The organism is Arthrobacter sp. 35/47 (genome assembly GCF_000520475.1).
GTDB lineage: Bacteria > Actinomycetota > Actinomycetes > Actinomycetales > Micrococcaceae > Arthrobacter_D > Arthrobacter_D subterraneus.
Window position 1 is genome coordinate 58,059 of the sequence record NZ_KI914617.1, and the last position, 16,077, is coordinate 74,135.

At 67.4% G+C, this 16,077-nt stretch carries 17 protein-coding genes; 11 read left to right on the forward strand and 6 right to left on the reverse strand.

Going from position 1 to position 16,077, the window contains the following annotated elements; genetic code table 11:
* Positions 1-102 precede the first annotated feature (102 nt).
* Entirely contained in the window at positions 103-753 is a 651-nt protein-coding gene (locus X803_RS0114425; protein ID WP_035779232.1) for a LuxR C-terminal-related transcriptional regulator, read from the reverse strand.
* The gene (locus X803_RS0114430) at positions 746-1,984 is read right to left on the reverse strand and encodes an ATP-binding protein (RefSeq protein WP_026545680.1); all 1,239 of its coding nucleotides are present in this window, start codon (positions 1,982-1,984) and stop codon (positions 746-748) included. Before X803_RS0114430 ends, X803_RS0114425 begins: the two co-directional genes overlap by 8 nt.
* A gap of 125 nt (positions 1,985-2,109) precedes the next feature.
* Between X803_RS0114430 and X803_RS20280 the strand changes: the two genes are divergently transcribed.
* The 5 genes from X803_RS20280 to X803_RS0114455 all read left to right on the forward strand — a co-directional run bounded on the left by X803_RS20280 (position 2,110) and on the right by X803_RS0114455 (position 5,908).
* The gene (locus X803_RS20280) at positions 2,110-3,471 is read left to right on the forward strand and encodes a PspC domain-containing protein (RefSeq protein WP_051470782.1); all 1,362 of its coding nucleotides are present in this window, start codon (positions 2,110-2,112) and stop codon (positions 3,469-3,471) included.
* Positions 3,472-3,473: 2 nt separating this feature from the next.
* Entirely contained in the window at positions 3,474-3,692 is a 219-nt protein-coding gene (locus X803_RS0114440; protein ID WP_026545681.1) for a hypothetical protein, read from the forward strand.
* Positions 3,693-3,744: 52 nt separating this feature from the next.
* Positions 3,745-3,987, forward strand: coding sequence for a PspC domain-containing protein (locus tag X803_RS0114445; protein ID WP_026545682.1), 243 nt, complete (start codon positions 3,745-3,747; stop codon positions 3,985-3,987).
* A 132-nt stretch (positions 3,988-4,119) separates the two neighbouring features.
* A complete protein-coding gene (locus X803_RS0114450) occupies positions 4,120-5,145 on the forward strand; it encodes a 6-phosphofructokinase (RefSeq protein ID WP_026545683.1) in 1,026 nt (341 codons plus the stop codon).
* A 31-nt stretch (positions 5,146-5,176) separates the two neighbouring features.
* Positions 5,177-5,908: a GNAT family N-acetyltransferase gene (locus tag X803_RS0114455; RefSeq protein WP_253907489.1), complete on the forward strand. Its 732-nt coding sequence runs from the start codon at positions 5,177-5,179 to the stop codon at positions 5,906-5,908.
* Here the strand turns inward: X803_RS0114455 and X803_RS0114460 are convergent.
* The 4 genes from X803_RS0114460 to X803_RS0114480 form a co-directional block, all read right to left on the reverse strand.
* Positions 5,905-6,306, reverse strand: coding sequence for an ankyrin repeat domain-containing protein (locus X803_RS0114460; protein WP_026545685.1), 402 nt, complete (start codon positions 6,304-6,306; stop codon positions 5,905-5,907). The two genes, X803_RS0114455 and X803_RS0114460, sit on opposite strands and share 4 nt — an antisense overlap.
* Positions 6,303-7,388 (reverse strand): CAF17-like 4Fe-4S cluster assembly/insertion protein YgfZ, encoded by a 1,086-nt coding sequence (locus tag X803_RS0114465; RefSeq protein ID WP_026545686.1) that lies wholly within the window; start codon positions 7,386-7,388, stop codon positions 6,303-6,305. Before X803_RS0114465 ends, X803_RS0114460 begins: the two co-directional genes overlap by 4 nt.
* Before the next feature lie 70 nt (positions 7,389-7,458).
* Positions 7,459-8,058, reverse strand: a complete 600-nt coding sequence (locus X803_RS0114470; protein ID WP_026545687.1) for a nitrobindin family protein — start codon at positions 8,056-8,058, stop codon at positions 7,459-7,461.
* 193 nt (positions 8,059-8,251) lie between these two features.
* Entirely contained in the window at positions 8,252-8,983 is a 732-nt protein-coding gene (locus X803_RS0114480; protein WP_051470783.1) for a hypothetical protein, read from the reverse strand.
* A 254-nt stretch (positions 8,984-9,237) separates the two neighbouring features.
* Between X803_RS0114480 and X803_RS0114485 the strand changes: the two genes are divergently transcribed.
* The 6 genes from X803_RS0114485 (at position 9,238) to X803_RS20285 (ending at position 16,050) form a co-directional block, all read left to right on the forward strand.
* Entirely contained in the window at positions 9,238-9,942 is a 705-nt protein-coding gene (locus X803_RS0114485) for a winged helix-turn-helix transcriptional regulator (protein WP_026545689.1), read from the forward strand.
* A gap of 320 nt (positions 9,943-10,262) precedes the next feature.
* Positions 10,263-11,342: a mycothiol synthase gene (mshD, locus tag X803_RS0114490; RefSeq protein ID WP_026545690.1), complete on the forward strand. Its 1,080-nt coding sequence runs from the start codon at positions 10,263-10,265 to the stop codon at positions 11,340-11,342.
* A gap of 72 nt (positions 11,343-11,414) precedes the next feature.
* The gene (locus X803_RS0114495) at positions 11,415-13,640 is read left to right on the forward strand and encodes an RNA degradosome polyphosphate kinase (RefSeq protein ID WP_026545691.1); all 2,226 of its coding nucleotides are present in this window, start codon (positions 11,415-11,417) and stop codon (positions 13,638-13,640) included.
* Positions 13,640-14,605, forward strand: coding sequence for an NUDIX hydrolase (locus X803_RS0114500; protein WP_026545692.1), 966 nt, complete (start codon positions 13,640-13,642; stop codon positions 14,603-14,605). The genes X803_RS0114495 and X803_RS0114500 overlap by 1 nt, the downstream gene beginning before the upstream one ends.
* Before the next feature lie 45 nt (positions 14,606-14,650).
* Entirely contained in the window at positions 14,651-15,454 is an 804-nt protein-coding gene (locus X803_RS0114505; protein WP_026545693.1) for a thymidylate synthase, read from the forward strand.
* Positions 15,451-16,050: a dihydrofolate reductase gene (locus tag X803_RS20285; RefSeq protein ID WP_051470784.1), complete on the forward strand. Its 600-nt coding sequence runs from the start codon at positions 15,451-15,453 to the stop codon at positions 16,048-16,050. Before X803_RS0114505 ends, X803_RS20285 begins: the two co-directional genes overlap by 4 nt.
* Positions 16,051-16,077 lie beyond the last annotated feature (27 nt).

Sequence of the window (16,077 nt, forward strand, 5' to 3'; positions counted from 1 at the left end):
CCGCTCCGCGATGCCCAGCCACACCGGGGCATCGCGATGGCCGCCGGCGCGTAGGTTCCCGTCGCGGTGGCCGCCGGTTCGTGCACCCGTCGCCCAAGCACGTCAGAGCAGGCGACGCTCCGCTGCCCACCTGGTGAGCTCATGCCGCGAGGAGAGCTGCAGCTTCCGCAGGACGGCCGAGACGTGGGTTTCGACGGTCTTGATGGAAATGAATAGCTCCTTCGCCACCTCCTTGTAGGAGTAGCCGCGGGCGATCAGCCGCATCACTTCGAGCTCCCGGGCTGAAAGCCGGTCCAGCTCGCTCTCTGCCGCTGCAACGGCCGCGGTTCCGAACGCGTCAAGGACAAACCCGGCCAGCCGCGGAGAAAACACCGCGTCACCCGAGGCGACGCGCAGCACCGCGTCGGAAATGTCAGCGCCGGTGATGGTCTTGGTGACATAGCCGCGGGCACCGGCCCGGATGACGGTCACCACGTCTTCAGCCGAGTCCGAGACGCTGAGCGCGAGGAAGCGGGTGGTTTGGCGGGTGTCCGCGCACCCGGCGATCACCTCGGCACCGCCGCCGCCCCGCCCGCCGGGCAGGTGCACGTCAAGGAGGACAACCTGCGGCCGTTGCTCGCGGATGACGGCGATGGCCTCCTCGACCGTGGCGGCCTCGCCGACCACCCGGACCCGGCCGTCCAGATCGGCCCTGAGGCCGGAGCGGAAAATGGCGTGGTCATCCACCACGACGACGGTGATCGGCTCAGTCATGGACAGTTCCCGCTTCCTCTTCCGGCATGGTCAGGTGGACTTCCGTCCCCGCGTGCGAGCTGCGGATCTGCGCAGTGCCGCCGTGGCGCTGCATCCGGTTGATGACGGACTCGCGGATGCCCAGCCGGTCTGCCGGCACCGCCGCCAGGTCGAACCCGGGTCCGCGGTCCCGCACAAACACCTGCGACACTCTCTCCCCTGCCTCAAGATAGACGGAGACGATCCCGCCGGCGTGCTTGGCCGCATTGAAGATCGCTTCCCGTGTTGCCTGAACCAGCGCATCCTGCCGCGGTGTCATCGGTGTGTCTCCTACGGACACGACGTCGACGGGATGCCCGTAGGCCTCCTCCACTTCCGCTGCGACCGCCTTGATGCGGTCCGCGAGGTTACCGGTGCGCTCCGCGGCATCGGCGTAGAGCCATCGCCGCAGCTCGCGTTCCTGGGCGCGTGCGAGGCGGACGACGTCCTGTTCGGAGGCTGCGCGGTTCTGGATCAGCGCGAGCGTCTGCAGCACCGAGTCGTGCAGGTGGGCGGCGAATTCCGCGCGCTGGGTTTCACGGACCCGTGCGGCCCGCTCGGCTTCGAGGTCCTTCCAGAACTTCACGCCCCACGGCGCGAGCACCAGGCCTACTCCGCCCAGGACTGCCGCGGTGGCCAGGAGAACCGGCCAGGTGAACTCCCAGGACAGCGAGCCGGACACGAGAATGAGCAGCCCCACCATGACCAGCACCAGGCCTGCAGCGAGTCGGGCCACGCCCTCGGCGCGGGTGGCGCCCGCGTGGTCCATCAGCCGGGCCCGGCGGGCTTCGTCGAGCTGTGACCAGGCCAGGACCGCGCCCAGCGCTACGGCCGCAACCGGCACCAGCCAGCCCCACTGGACACTGACGCCGAGCTGCTGGGCAACGAATGCCGCCGCAACCACCAGGAGCCCGACGCCGATCATCACCTCACGGTTACCTGCGGCACCCAGGGCCGGTCGCGGCGTCGGTCCTGCGAGGACGGGCGCACCGAGGCGGAGCCCGGCGGGAGTCGCTGCGCCGCGGCGTCGTTCTTCCGCCGTTGGAACCAGCAGCCACAGCCAGCCATAGAGTACGACGCCGGCACCCCCCACCAGCGCCAGCGCCACCATCCCGATCCGGGCAGCGCGCCGTGAGATCCCGAGGTGGACGGCCAGGCCCGCACAGACGCCCGCGATCAGGGCATCACTCGAGCGGAGCAGCGGGGGTCTCATGGGTCAATCCAAGCACGGTCAGGGCCTGCCGTTACCGGTTTTCAGGGGAATCCCGCCATAGCTCAGGGGAGGTTCAGGGTCAGCCCCGATGGTTGGCGCGGCGGTCTGAAACCATCATTGAGGATATGAACCCGCAAGAGAACCCTCCTCCTCCACCCCATGACGCCGACGGCGCCCCGCACCTTTCCTCCGCTGACGGACCCTCGGGCCCGGGCGCCGGCTTCTTCGGCTGGGTCCGCAGTCTGCGGATCACCCGCGGTCAGGACCGCTGGATCGGTGGCGTTGCGACCGGCATCTCCGCCCGGACCGGCCTGGACGTGGTCCTGGTCCGCGGTCTGTTCGTTGTGCTTGCGATCTTCGGCGGAATCGGACTGCTCGTGTATGGCCTGGCGTGGGCGCTGCTCCCCGAGCCCGACGGACGCATCCACGCCGAATCCGCGGCCCGCGGCAGCTGGACCTCAGGTATGACCGGCGCCCTGGTGGCTTCACTCCTCGGCCTCTGGCGGCCCAACACACCGATGTTCGGCAATACCGGCGGCTTCGGAGGATTCATCTGGAGCCTGTTCTGGATCGGCGTGGCGGTGTTCATTGTCTACTGGATCTCCAACTCCAGCAGGAACCGGAACGACGCCGTTCCCGGCACATTTCCGATGGATACCTACTCCACCGGCAGCGCGACTGCAGGCGCCCCTCCCACCAGCGACCCTTCCGGCGGCAGCGCTTCCGGCGGCACCGCACCCACGGACGCTTTTCCACCCGTGACCTACCCGACCCGGCCGTACACCGGTCCCGTTCTCCCGCCAGTGAACCCCAAACCGGCAATACCGCGATCCGCAGGATCGGACATCGCCATCTTCCTCGGCGGCGCCCTGCTCCTGGCGGCGCTGGTACTGGTGCTGGACTATGTCGGGGTGCTCACCCTCGGCGGCAGCGTCATCCCCGTTGCGCTGGCGACCGGCGTCGTCGTCCTCGGTCTCGGAATTGTCCTTCTGGGCATCCGCGGGCGAAGCTCCGGCGCTCTGGGATTCCTGGCCGCCGTCGCGATCGCGGCGACCATGCTCTCATCCGCATCCCCGCCCACAGGCAACTGGGTTCTCGCGGACCAGGGCCGGTGGTCGATGACCGCGGCCAGCCCATCTCCTGAGGGTTACACCGTCTTCGCCGGCCAGGGCCGGGTTGACCTCACCGGGCTGACGGATCTCAGCAGGGACATGGTCATCCCGGTCAGCGCAGCGGCCGGGAACGTCAACATCCTGGTCCCGGACGACGTGCCGGTGGATGTCCGCTCGCGCCTGGCACTGAGCTCCACCGACCTTGTGAGCGCCGCGGACACCACCAGCATCGGCGGCGTCTGGCAACCGCGCACCCTTCACCTGAACGAGGATGCGGAGGGTCCCCGCATCATCCTCGACGTACGCGGCGTGGCCAGCCACATCACCATCGCCACCACCGAAGACGCGCTCCTCGACACCGAAAGCGGGCAGTAACCATGAGCACCCTCCATCCGAACCGGAACGACGACGACGCCCGCCCCCGTGCAGGCACCATCATCTGGGGAGGCCTCGCCATGGTGATTGGCCTGCTTGTCCTGGCGGGCGAGCTGACCGGACTGGTGCTGGACCCTGTGCTGGTCTTCATGGTGCTGCTGATCGGCACCGGTGCCGCCCTCATCGTCGGCGGAATCCTCTCGATGAACCGCCGTCCCTGAGCGGAACCTCCGTTCCCGTGACATCCCCCACCGAATACGAAAGCATGGACCAATGGAACCCTTCTTCAACGCACTCCGCTCTTCCCCCATCAAGCGCGCACCCGGAGGGTGGTTCGGCGGGATCGCCTCCGGAATCGCCCTGAAATTCGGGTGGTCCGTCGGCCTGGTGCGGATCGGGATACTGCTCAGCTTCCTGCTGCCCGTTATCGGGCCCCCGCTGTACGTGGTGTTCTGGCTGCTGCTCCCGAAGACCGACGGAACAATCGCGCTGGAGAACCTCATCTCGAACCGCTGACCCGGCCGGCACCGGTTCCGCCGCGGAGGCTTCACAAACCGCCGCGGCGGTTCAGTGTGTCTAGAATCATACGGGGCTCAAGGAGGCGCCTGGCCAAATCACCCGTCCACGATTGATTGGAAAACTCCTTAGATGAAGATCGGAATCCTCACCAGCGGAGGCGACTGCCCCGGGCTCAACGCGGTGATCCGCGGAGCAGTGCTGAAGGGCATCAAGACCGACAACCTCGAGTTCGTGGGGTTCCGTGACGGGTGGCGAGGAGTCGTCGACGGCGACATCATCGATCTGCCCCGCCATGCGGTCCGGGGAATTTCCAAGCAGGGCGGCACCATCCTGGGTACGTCCCGCACCAACCCGTTTGACGGCAACGGCGGCCCCGACGCGATCAAGGCCAACCTCGACAGGCTCGGCATCGACGCAATGATCGCCATCGGCGGCGAAGGCACGCTCGCGGCGGCGAAGCGCCTGACCGACGCCGGCCTGAAGATTGTCGGCGTGCCGAAAACCGTTGACAATGACCTGGACGCCACCGACTACACGTTCGGTTTCGACACGGCCGTGCAGATCGCCACCGAGGCCATCGACCGGCTCCGGACCACCGGTGAATCGCACTCCCGCTGCATGGTCGCCGAGGTCATGGGCCGTCACGTTGGCTGGATCGCACTGCACGCGGGCATGGCCTCAGGTGCGCACGCCATCCTCATCCCCGAGCAGCAGACCTCCATCGAGCAGATCTGCGAATGGGTGACCGAGGCACGGGACCGCGGCCGCGCACCCCTGGTTGTTGTCGCTGAAGGCTTTGTCCCGTCCCACCTGGAACAGGCACACTCCGAGCGGGGACTGGACACTTTCGGCCGGCCCCGCCTGGGCGGCATCGCCGACCAGCTGGCGCCGGAGATCGAGGCCCGCACCGGCATCGAAACCCGCGCCACCATCCTCGGCCACATCCAGCGCGGCGGGGTTCCGTCCGCTTTTGACCGGGTGCTGGCTACCCGGCTGGGCATGGCCGCCGTCGACTCCGTCATCGACGGGCTGTGGGGCACCATGGTCTCCCTCCACGGCACGGAGATTGCACACGTGGGCTTCGAGGCCGCGCTGGGCAACCTGAAGCGGGTCCCGCAGCACCGCTACGACGAAGCGGCCATCCTCTTCGGCTGAGGGCGTGTCCTCCAGCGGATAACGTTGCCCCATGACTTTCGAGATGAAGCTCGAGCCCGGCACTGTCTCGATCATCCAGCTCGCCTGGTCGAGGCTGCTGGGGCTCGACGACGGCGCCATGGCCGGCAACAGGGGCCGTATTTGCCGCGAGGACAACAGTGTGCTCACGTTCATTTCCCTCTTTGGACAGGAAGCGCTGGTGGGTCCGGCCTGGGCGATCGACGCTGCGAAGGGGCTGACCGGCGTCGAGCTCTCCCGCCAGGCAACCCTGCTGGCGCTGAGCCGCCCGTACGGCGGGCGGGGGCTGAATGAAGCGAACCTGTACTTCTGCGACGCGCTGCCCTCCTTCGCGGAGGATGGACCGCCGGTGAGCAGCGAACCCGAACATGCGCTGGCCCTGGAGCGGCTCTGCCCGCCGGATGATGTCGCCGAAGTGGGGTTGAGCACCCTGGAACACCAATGCGTCCTCGTCGATGAGGCCACCGAACCTCCGCTCCCGCTCGCCGGTGCCGGTTATGCCATCACGGAAGGAATCCTGGCGCAGCTCGGCGTTCTGACGGCCCCTGATGAACGACGGCGGGGCCTGGGTTCCTATGCGGCAGCGGTCGCGGTGGAGGAATCGATGGCTTCCGGTCTCATTCCGCAGTGGCGCGCCCGGACGGACCATCCTGCCTCGCAGCGGACAGCGCTCAGGGCGGGCTTTGTCTACGCGGGCACCCAGACCTCGGTGGCGCTGGAACGTCCCGGCAGTGAGTCAGGCTAGGCGAAAAGCTCCAGCATTTCCGGCCGCCCGAACATTCCCGCGGCGTCCCGCGCCGAGGGTGTACCGGCGTCAGGGTCAGCGCCGGCATCCAGCAGTACCTTCACGACGTCCGTGTATCCCTTGAAGACTGCCCCTGCCAGCGGGGTCTGGCCGCGGTCGTTCGCGGCTTCGGGGTCAGCTCCCCGGGCAAGCAGGTCAGCCACCACGGACGCGTGCCCGTTGTAGGCAGCGAGCATCACAAGGCTGTCGCCCGCCGCATTGGTCAGGGTTGCCGGCACGCCGGCGTCCAGATACCGGCCAAGCGTGGCGCCGTCGCCCTCCCTTGCCGCGTCCAGCAGACGGTGCGCCAGCGCTATTGCGGCATCGGCCGATGTATCCGGGGTCTCCTGTCCGGTCATGCCCGCCCGCCCTTCAGCAGTCCGGTGGGACGGCCGACAACCTGGCCGGCGTCCGTGGCGACGATCAGTTCCTGTGCGGCGGCGTAGTGCTCGTCGCCGTCGACCACGTCGAGGGCGGCGTCAGGGTCCACGCTGCGCTTGATGACGGCGAGCCCCACCGCTCCCATCTCGTAGTGCTGGCCCACCGAGGTCAGTGTGCCGACAGTCCGTCCACCGACGACGACGGCGCTGCCGCGTTCCGGGAGGGTGTGCTGGCTGCCGTCGAGCTGCAGGAAGACCAGCCGCCGTGGCGGATGACCCAGGTTGTGGACACGCGCGATGGTTTCCTGCCCCTTGTAACAGCCCTTCGTGAGGTGGACGGCGGTGCGCAGAAGGTCCAGCTCGTGCGGGATGGTGCGTTCATCCGTCTCGACGCCGAGACGCGGACGCCAGGCGGCAATGCGCAGCGCTTCCGCTGCCATCATTCCCGCGAGCTTGAGACCCTCGACTGCTGCCGGAAGATCCGCCCGGGGAACCAGGTACTCGTGCCAGGGCCGGTCAGTGCCGGGGTGGGAGGCTTCCGGAACAACGCTGTAGGAGTAGCCGCCGGTACGCACGTGCGGCCAGGCATCGGTCCAGGTGAGGTTTCCGGTCAACCGCTCGACCGGCTTCACCGAACCGACCGTTGCCCAGTCCGCGGTGACGTCCGCTATCTCCACGCGCAGCATGAACTTCATGCGGTCCAGCCACTGCGCAAGCGGACCGGCTTCCCAACTCTCCGTCAGCAGCCAGGTGGTGGCGCCGTCGTCGACCACCCTGGGGCTGTACTCGATCCGGCCCTGCACCGTGAGCAGCAGGGTCTCGGTGGACTCCCCCGGAGCCAGGTCAAGCAGCAGTTGGGAGGAAATGGTGTTGAGCCACGTCAGCCGGTCGGGACCGGACACTGTTACCACGCCGCGGTGCGACAGGTCGACGACGGCCTCCCCGCGCGCGAGGGCGCGCTGTTCACGCAGCGGATCACCGTAGTGTGCCGCCACGCCTTCATCGGGTGCGCCGGCAGCAACGGCGCCGGATAGGGAAAGCAGGGGGCTTGTGTAGCTCATACGGTTAGCAACGTTCCTGTTGGTGACGGGTATTCCGCCCCGGTGCGTTTCTATTCCACACCGGTGCGGTTCAGGAGACCTTGGCGAGGATCGCGGAAGCATGGGCTTCCAGCGAGCTGCCCTCCGCCGCGATGTCCCAGCGCCAGTAGAGGTCGCCGTTCACCAGCCCGAACAGCCGGGTGGCTGCCGAATACTCCTTGGAGTGCTGGCCGCGCATCACGAGGTCCGTGGTGAGCTGGATCTGCGGGCCCTTGATACTGCCGTAGTACAGTTCCGCGATGCCGCCCGGGTGGACGATGGTGGCCGTGATGTTGAACCCGCCCGCCTCATTGCGGAACTGTTCCACCTCGTCGGCGCTCTTGAGCGCAGGCACTATGTCCGCGGGGGAAAGACCGGGGCCGACGTCGGCGTCGTTCAGTTTGCGGTCCAGCGCCCAGAATCCGGTCTCAACCGACAACGGCCGGAGGGTATTGCCCTCTTCATCGGTCAGCCAGCTCTCCGCGGTGTACTGCACGTAGGGGAGTCCGTGCTGGGTGAAGGTGGCCCGCTGGAAGAAGTGCTCGGAATCCGCGGTGCCCTCGCCCAACCTGCCGGTACCCTCCCAGGTGCCCAGCAGCCAGGACAGCGGAACCAGCTCGGGAGTCAGGTCCGTGGGGATCTCAAAGGACATGGGTCAGCGGACGCTACTTCTGGCCCTTGTACAGGCGCGCGATGACGAGTGCCGCGAAACCGGCCATGCCCAACCCGGCGATCACCAGCAGCGAGATGAAGAAGATTTCCAGCGCAAGAATTGACATGGTTCCATCCTAACGCCGTGATTCCGACGGTTACGCCACCGTGACTTCAGGGTCAGCGGGTCGCTTTCAGCTCAGCAGGAGCCTCTCCAGGAAGTAGACGAGCGAGCCGAGCCCGAGGATCGGAGCCGCTCCGACAGCGATCAGCGCCGGTGCGCTGAGCGGAGTATCGCGGCTGATCACCAGGCGGCGGGCAGCCATGATGACGGCGCCGCATACCGCGCCGATGACGGCTGCGGGCAGCTCCTCGACGTCGGTGAAGACGAGCGCGCACAGCGGTCCGGCGAGCGCGGCAAACAGGACGCCGATCGGGGCGACCATACGGTCCGGCCAGGGCAGGAGAGCAACGAGGAGCGCGGCCAGGACGCTGATGCCGGTTACCAGCGTGACGCCGGAGGTGCCGGCGTTCACGCTGAGGTTCTCGGCGGCGATCCAGCCGGCACCGAGCGCCGTCAGCAGGACGCCGGAACTGGTGCCCAGCGTTGATTCGAGGCGGAAGCTCTGTCCGGTACCGCGCAGGAGCTGGATGAGGAAAACCGCACCAAGACCGAGCGCAACCGCCACGGGAAGCCAGGTGAGCGCAGCCCCCGACGGCGACACGTAGGCGGCAGCGCATGCCGCGAGCGCGCTGAGCGCGATGGCCGTCGACTGACTCTTGCGCGCCGGAACTCCGAGGACGTAGGGCCACCCGATGGCCGCAGCGAGGACCAGGACAACGACGACGGCGGCGGTCGCCGGCAGGGACAGGTAGGACGCACCCACGATGGCGGCCAGCGCGGCCACCGCGACCAGTGCCGCCATCAAGTTCCTCACCCCTGCAATACTGCCCTACCCGTGCGCGGGGCGTCGAAAACGGTCCGTGCACGGCCCGGCCGATTCTTCGGGCCGCTGCTGCGGCGCAGGCATGCTGCGGCGCCATGTTACGACAGTGCCGGCGGTCACACCGGTATACTGGATGGAATCCGCTGCCGGTCTGCGGGAACACACGCCGCCCGCGGCGCCCGGTTACCGTTGCGCCCCGCCCGATGATGCGCGTCCCAATCCCTGGAGGACATATGCCGCACATCCTGATGCTGACAAACAGCCCGGGCTCGTCCGTGGAGATCCTGCCCGCGCTTGAACTGCTCAACCACAAGGTGCACATCCTCCCGGCGGAGCCGACAGCCCTGCTTCAGACCGAACCCAGCGACGTGGTCATCATTGATGCCCGCAAGGATCTGGTCGGAGCCCGCTCCCTCACGCAACTGCTGCGCGCCACCGGCCTCAGCGCACCGCTGATGCTTGTCCTCACCGAAGGCGGAATGGCCGCTGTTGCCGCGAACTGGCTGGCAGACGACGTCGTCCTCGACTCTGCGGGGCCGGCCGAGGTGGAAGCGCGGCTGCGTCTGGTGATCGCACGGGCCAACACCGCGGCGGAGGAAGTTTCGAGCGAGATCCATGCCTCCGGCGTCGTCATCGATGAAGCCAGCTACACCGCCCGGGTGGGCGGCGAACCGATGAACCTGACCTACAAGGAGTTCGAGCTCCTGAAATACCTTGCACAGCATCCCGGCCGGGTCTTCACCCGCGACCAGCTGTTGCACGAGGTCTGGGGCTATGACTACTACGGCGGAACCCGGACAGTCGATGTGCACGTCCGCCGGCTGCGCGCCAAGCTCGGAGCGGACCATGAGCAGCTCATCGGGACCGTCCGCAACGTGGGCTACAGGTTCACCCTGAGCCGCCAGCCGGACGATTCCGCCGTCACCCAGCAGGCCTAGAGGCCGTCAGTCCCGCAGCACGGATCCGCGTCCGCCGGGGCTCAGACGCCGTCACACGGGGCATAGCAAAAAGGCTCCCTCCCCGCTGCTGCGGAAAGGGAGCCTAATGTATTGGTGGAGGACATACGGGTCGAACGTATCGAGGGCGCCCCACTGGCGCATCCCCCCGGTTGCCCTCTTTCGAGCGCTTGAAAAGCCTACAACACCTACCGGGCGTCGCCAAAAACAGCTCGCGTCGGGGCCCTCGCCCACTAGCGCCCAGTGCGCTCCCAACACTCGCTTCGCTCGCGTCGGGGCCCTCGCGCACTAGGCTTACTGCCATGACGGCTGAAGCACCCACCTGGCCCATTCTCACCATCGACGGAGCCCCGCGAGACGAGGTCCTGGGGGACATCGTGGCCCTCGCCCGCGCAGCGGAGGACGCGGACGGTAACCCGCCCCTGTCGGAACAGACGCTCGTCAATCTGCGCACCTCTCAGCACCACCCGGAATCCCTCCTGGTCTTCGCCACCTACGCCAGTGACGGCCACCGCCGCAGCAACAACGAGGCCGCCACCCAAGAGGCCCACGCCCACGGCGCCCCCAACGACGGCACCCCCAACGATGGCGCTCGCAGCGATGCCACCCGCGAGGACGGCGAGGAGCTGGCCGGTGTCGCCGTCGTCAGCCTCCCCCGCAGCCCGGGGCAGCCGGGCGTCCTCGAGCTGGTGGTCCGTCCCACCTACCGGAACCAGGGTGTCGGGACCAGCCTGGTACGCGCGCTGCAGGGTGCCGACCTTCCCGAGCTGCGGGTCTGGTCGCACGGCAACCATGCCGCCGCCGTCGAACTCGCCGGAAAGGCCGGCTTCACGCCGGTACGGGAACTGTGGCGGATGCGGCAGACCAGGGCAGCGCTGGAAGCAACAGTGCCCGACGCCGTTGTGCCGGACGGGGTACGGCTGCGCACCTTTGAACCGGGCCGGGACGAGCAGGCCTGGCTTGAAGCGAACGCCGCCGCCTTCGCGCACCACCCCGAGCAGGGCTCCATGACGCTTGAGGACCTGCAGGCGCGCATGGCGGAGGACTGGTTCGATCCCGCGGGCCTGATCCTCGCGGTGCGGGAATCCGATGGTGCGCTCCTTGGCTTCCACTGGACCAAGGTGCATCCGCGCAGCGGCAAGCACCCCGCCATCGGAGAGGTTTATGTGGTGGGCGTGACCCCGGCTGCGCAGGGCATGGGCCTGGGCAAGGCGCTGACCATTGCCGGGATCGAGCATCTGCACTCCCTCGGGCTGCAGGCCATCATGCTGTACGTCGACGCTGACAACACCGCCGCCGTTGCGCTCTACCGGTCACTCGGGTTCACCCGCTGGGACGTCGATGTCATGTACGCACCGGGCAACACGCCGGACAACTTGTAAGGTTGAAGGAGCCTCAGCCGCAGCCTCGCAGGCCGGGTTGAGTGCCGCACCGAAACCACAAAAGGAGACACCATGGAAGCCGAAACCGCCGCCCGGGTCCCGGCACGGTATGGATCATCCGAAGTGGCTCCCGCCCGGGCAACCCAGGACCGCATTGACATCCCGGAGTTCGCTCCGAGCCTCCTGCCTTCGGGCGAGATCACCGCGGACCGTTTCCTTGACCGCGAACTGAGCTGGCTGCACTTCAACGCCCGCGTCCTTGACCTTGCCGAGGACCCTGACCTTGCCCTGCTGGAACGGGTGAACTTCCTCTCGATCTTTGCCTCGAACCTCGACGAGTTCTTCATGGTGCGCGTCGCAGGCCTGAAGCGCCGCATCGCCACCGGGCTCGCCGTGCCTTCCGCTGCCGGGCTGAGCCCCATCGAGCAGCTCGAGACGATCATGAGCGACGGGCTGGCCCTCCAGCGACGCCACGCCGCCGTGTTCTCGGAACAGATCAGGCCGGCCCTGACAGCTGAGAACATCCACCTCACCACGTGGGACCAGCTCGACGAGGCGGCGCGGGCCGAACTGAACAAACTGTTCGCGGAAAAAGTGTTTCCGATCCTCACCCCGCTCGCCGTGGATCCGGCCCACCCCTTCCCCTACATTTCCGGGCTCTCACTGAACCTCGCCGTCGTCGTCCGCAATCCGGTCAGCGACAAGGAGCTGTTTGCACGCGTCAAGGTGCCGGACCAGCTGCCCCGCCTCATCTCCGTGGACGGACCCCGAGCCGGGAACGTGGCCGGGCGGACGGCCCGTTTCATCCCGCTGGAGGAGGTCATCGCGGTCCACCTGGACCAGCTGTTCCCCGGCATGGAAGTTCTTGAGCACCACACCTTCCGCGTCACCCGCAACGAGGATCTCGAGGTCGAGGAAGACGACGCCGAAAACCTCCTGCAGGCGCTGGAAAAGGAGCTGCTCCGGCGCCGGTTCGGCCCGCCCGTCCGGCTCGAGGTGACCACGGACATCAACCCCAGCATCCGGGCGCTGCTGTCCCGGGAACTCGGCGTCGAGGATGCGGAGGTCTATGACCTGCCCGCGCCGCTGGACCTGCGCGGACTCGCCGTCATCGCCGGGATTGACCGCGGCGACCTCCACTACCCCAAGCATGTGGCGCACACCAGCCGCGACCTCAACGAGAGTGAAACCTCGAAGGCCGCCAACGTCTTCGCAGCCATGCGGCGCAGGGACATCCTCCTGCACCACCCGTATGACTCGTTCTCCACCTCCGTGCAGGCATTCCTCGAGCAGGCCGCCGTGGACCCCAAGGTGCAGGCAATCAAGCAGACCCTGTACCGGACCTCCGGCGACTCCCCCATCGTGGACGCCCTCATCGACGCGGCGGAAGCCGGCAAGCAGGTCCTGGCCCTCGTGGAGATCAAGGCCCGCTTCGACGAGCAGGCGAACATTTCCTGGGCACGGAAGCTGGAGCAGGCCGGCGTTCACGTGGTCTACGGCATCGTGGGGCTGAAAACCCATTGCAAGCTCTCACTTGTGGTGCGCCAGGAGATCGACGGGCTGCGGCGCTACTGCCACATCGGCACCGGAAACTACCACCCCCGCACCGCCCGTTACTACGAGGACCTGGGGCTGCTCACCGCGAACCACGAGGTGGGCGAGGACCTCTCCCGCCTGTTCAACCAGCTCTCCGGGTACGCGCCCAAGTCGACATTCAAGCGTCTGCTGGTGGCGCCGCGGTCCGTGCGCTCGGGCCTGATCGAACGCATCGAGCAGGAGATCGCGAACAGCGAGGCCGGCCTGGAAGCGCGCGTGATCATCAAGGTGAACTCGATCGTGGATGAAGCGCTCATCGACGCCCTGTACCGTGCCTCGCAGGCCGGTGTGCGGGTCGATGTGATTGTCCGCGGCATCTGTTCGGTGCGCCCGGGGGTTCCCGGACTCAGCGAGAACATCACCGTCCGCTCCGTCCTCGGCAGGTTCCTTGAACACTCCCGCGTGTTCGCCTTCGCCAACGCGGGCGATCCCGCCGTGTTCATCGGTTCTGCGGACATGATGCACCGCAACCTGGACCGCAGGGTGGAGGCGCTGGTGCAGCTGTCCTCTCCCGAACACCTCACGTACCTGATCTCACTCATGGACCGCTACCTTGACGCCGGCACGGCAAGCTGGCACCTGGACAGTGACGGCGAGTGGATCCGCCACCACAAGGACGACGACGGCAACCCCCTGAGTGATGTGCAGTCCTGGCTGCTGGCATCCCGGTCGCGCAGCCGTCTGCGGCCGGCCCGCCGGTGATGGTCCAGCCGGACACCGCGGTCGACAGGAAGCAGAGCAAGTCCGGCGCCGCCGTCGTCGCTGCCGGAGCACTGTGCTGGCGCAAGCGGCAGGGCGTCCTGGAGGTCCTGCTCATCCACCGTCCCCGTTACGATGACTGGTCCTGGCCCAAGGGAAAGATCGACGCCGGTGAAACCACGCCGGAATGTGCCGTCCGGGAGGTCCAGGAGGAGATCGGATTCACTGCGAAGCTCGGTATCCCGCTTCCGTCCATCGAGTATCCGGTGGCGTCCGGGCTGAAGGTGGTGCACTACTGGGCCGCGAAGGCGGAGGGCCTCACGCCGAAACCCGACGGCAAGGAAGTCGACGCATTCCTCTGGTGTTCCCCCGAACGAGCGGCCGAGCTGCTGAGCAACCCCTCCGACCGGGAGCCGTTGTCCGCGCTGGTGGAAGCCTCCGCCACGGATGACCTGGACACCTGGCCGCTGATCGTCGTCCGTCATGCCAAGGCCAAGCCGAGGTCCTCCTGGACCCGGGCTGAGGGCGAACGCCCGCTCGCCGCATCCGGGCGCCGCCAGGCCCTCGCCGTGAGCCGTCTGTTGCAGGCGTGGTCACCCGAGCGCATTGTCAGCAGCCCGTGGGACCGCTGCGTTCAGACCGTGATGCCGTACGTGAAGCGCTCAAACGCGAAGCTCAAACTCGTTGACGCCATCACCGAGCGGGACGCCGCCCGTAAGCCGGGCCGGGCACGGGCCACCATCGAGAAAGTGTTCGACAAGCGAGCCCCGGTGGCAGTCTGCAGCCACCGGCCGGTCCTGCCCCTGATCCTGGACGCACTCCGGACGCACATGCCGCTCCACCTCGCCAGTCTCCTCCCGGCGTCGGACCCTTATCTCTCTCCCGGCGAGGCGATCATCTGCCAGGTGAGCCTCAGGAAGTCCGGGAAAATTGTCTCGGTTGAGCAGTTCCGCGCCTACGATGACTGATTCAGGGCGCACGCCTCGACAGGTCCTAGACTGATTGTCGTGACTATCCCGGTTCCCACTCCGTATGAAGACCTGCTCCGCGACGTCCTGGCCAACGGCACCTCGAAGTCCGACCGCACGGGCACAGGCACGCTCAGCGTGTTCGGACGCCAGCTCAGGTTTGACCTGGCAGAGTCCTTTCCGCTGATCACCACCAAGCGGGTTCACTTCAAGTCTGTGGCCCTGGAACTGCTCTGGTTCCTGCGCGGGGATTCGAACGTTTCCTGGCTCCAGGAACGCGGGGTCAAAATCTGGAACGAATGGGCGGACGAGTCCGGTGAGCTGGGTCCCGTCTACGGCGTGCAGTGGCGTTCCTGGCCCACGCCCGACGGCGGCCACATCGACCAGATCGAGCGGCTCATCGAGGGGCTCAGGACCAACCCCGATTCCCGGCGGCACATCGTGTCCGCGTGGAATGTCGCCGACATCGAGAACATGGCGCTGCCGCCCTGCCACGCCTTCTTCCAGTTCTACGTCGCGGACGGCAGGCTTTCCTGCCAGCTGTATCAGCGCTCCGCGGACACCTTTCTGGGTGTGCCGTTCAACATCGCCTCCTACGCGCTGCTCACCCTCATGGTGGCGCAGCAGGTGGGGCTGGAACCCGGCGAATTCATCTGGACCGGCGGGGACGTCCACATCTACGACAGCCACCTGGACCAGGTCACCGAGCAGCTGTCCCGCGAGCCGTACCCGTACCCGACGCTCCGGATCAACCGGAAGCCGCCCACCATCTTCGACTACGAGTTCGAGGATTTCACGGTGGAAAACTACCGGCACCACCCTACGATCAAGGCCCCGATCGCCGTATGACTGAACCGCTGAGCCCGGCAGCAGCCGTGGGAACACCGCTGGTCGGCATGATCTGGGCACAGACCGTGGACGGCGTCATCGGCAGGGACGGCACCATGCCGTGGCACCTGCCCGAAGACCTCGCCCATTTCAAACGGACTACTGAGGGACATCCGGTCATCATGGGCCGGCGCACCTGGGAGTCCTTCCCCGAGAAATACCGCCCGCTCCCCGGCCGTACCAACATCGTGGTGAGCAGGCAGCACAGGGACAGCGCAGAGTTCCCGGGGGCCGTCGTCGTCGGCTCGTTTGAGGACGCCCTCAGTGAAGCGCGCCGAAGCGAGGGCGCTGAGGAGATCTGGGTCATCGGCGGCGGCCAGATTTACTCGGAGGCGGCACCGCACGCCCACGCTGCGCTGGTCACGGTGATCGATTCCACCGAGCAGGGCGACACCTACGCGCCCGCTCTGGGAAGCGCCTGGGCCCTCGCGGGAACCGATCCGTCCGGAGGCTGGACCACGTCCGGCAACGGCACGCGGTTCCGCATCGGCCTGTGGATCCAGGACCCCGCTCATGGGCAGCCCTCCCCATCGCGGGATGCGCCTTCCGCCGGGTAGCCTCAGGTACCACAGGGATCGTATTCG

What these genes read in the sequence shown, in the direction of transcription:
- X803_RS0114425 (WP_035779232.1), bottom strand. Translation starts at nt 753, where the DNA reads ATGACTGAGCCGATCACCGTCGTCGTGGTGGATGACCACGCCATTTTC.
- X803_RS0114470 (WP_026545687.1), bottom strand. Translation starts at nt 8,058, where the DNA reads ATGTCCTTTGAGATCCCCACGGACCTGACTCCCGAGCTGGTTCCGCTG.
- X803_RS0114445 (WP_026545682.1), top strand. Translation starts at nt 3,745, where the DNA reads ATGGAACCCTTCTTCAACGCACTCCGCTCTTCCCCCATCAAGCGCGCA.
- mshD (WP_026545690.1), top strand. Translation starts at nt 10,263, where the DNA reads ATGACGGCTGAAGCACCCACCTGGCCCATTCTCACCATCGACGGAGCC.
- X803_RS20280 (WP_051470782.1), top strand. Translation starts at nt 2,110, where the DNA reads ATGAACCCGCAAGAGAACCCTCCTCCTCCACCCCATGACGCCGACGGC.
- X803_RS0114485 (WP_026545689.1), top strand. Translation starts at nt 9,238, where the DNA reads ATGCCGCACATCCTGATGCTGACAAACAGCCCGGGCTCGTCCGTGGAG.
- X803_RS20285 (WP_051470784.1), top strand. Translation starts at nt 15,451, where the DNA reads ATGACTGAACCGCTGAGCCCGGCAGCAGCCGTGGGAACACCGCTGGTC.
- X803_RS0114430 (WP_026545680.1), bottom strand. Translation starts at nt 1,984, where the DNA reads ATGAGACCCCCGCTGCTCCGCTCGAGTGATGCCCTGATCGCGGGCGTC.
- X803_RS0114500 (WP_026545692.1), top strand. Translation starts at nt 13,640, where the DNA reads ATGGTCCAGCCGGACACCGCGGTCGACAGGAAGCAGAGCAAGTCCGGC.
- X803_RS0114450 (WP_026545683.1), top strand. Translation starts at nt 4,120, where the DNA reads ATGAAGATCGGAATCCTCACCAGCGGAGGCGACTGCCCCGGGCTCAAC.
- X803_RS0114465 (WP_026545686.1), bottom strand. Translation starts at nt 7,388, where the DNA reads ATGAGCTACACAAGCCCCCTGCTTTCCCTATCCGGCGCCGTTGCTGCC.
- X803_RS0114440 (WP_026545681.1), top strand. Translation starts at nt 3,474, where the DNA reads ATGAGCACCCTCCATCCGAACCGGAACGACGACGACGCCCGCCCCCGT.
- X803_RS0114480 (WP_051470783.1), bottom strand. Translation starts at nt 8,983, where the DNA reads ATGGCGGCACTGGTCGCGGTGGCCGCGCTGGCCGCCATCGTGGGTGCG.
- X803_RS0114460 (WP_026545685.1), bottom strand. Translation starts at nt 6,306, where the DNA reads ATGACCGGACAGGAGACCCCGGATACATCGGCCGATGCCGCAATAGCG.
- X803_RS0114495 (WP_026545691.1), top strand. Translation starts at nt 11,415, where the DNA reads ATGGAAGCCGAAACCGCCGCCCGGGTCCCGGCACGGTATGGATCATCC.
- X803_RS0114455 (WP_253907489.1), top strand. Translation starts at nt 5,177, where the DNA reads ATGACTTTCGAGATGAAGCTCGAGCCCGGCACTGTCTCGATCATCCAG.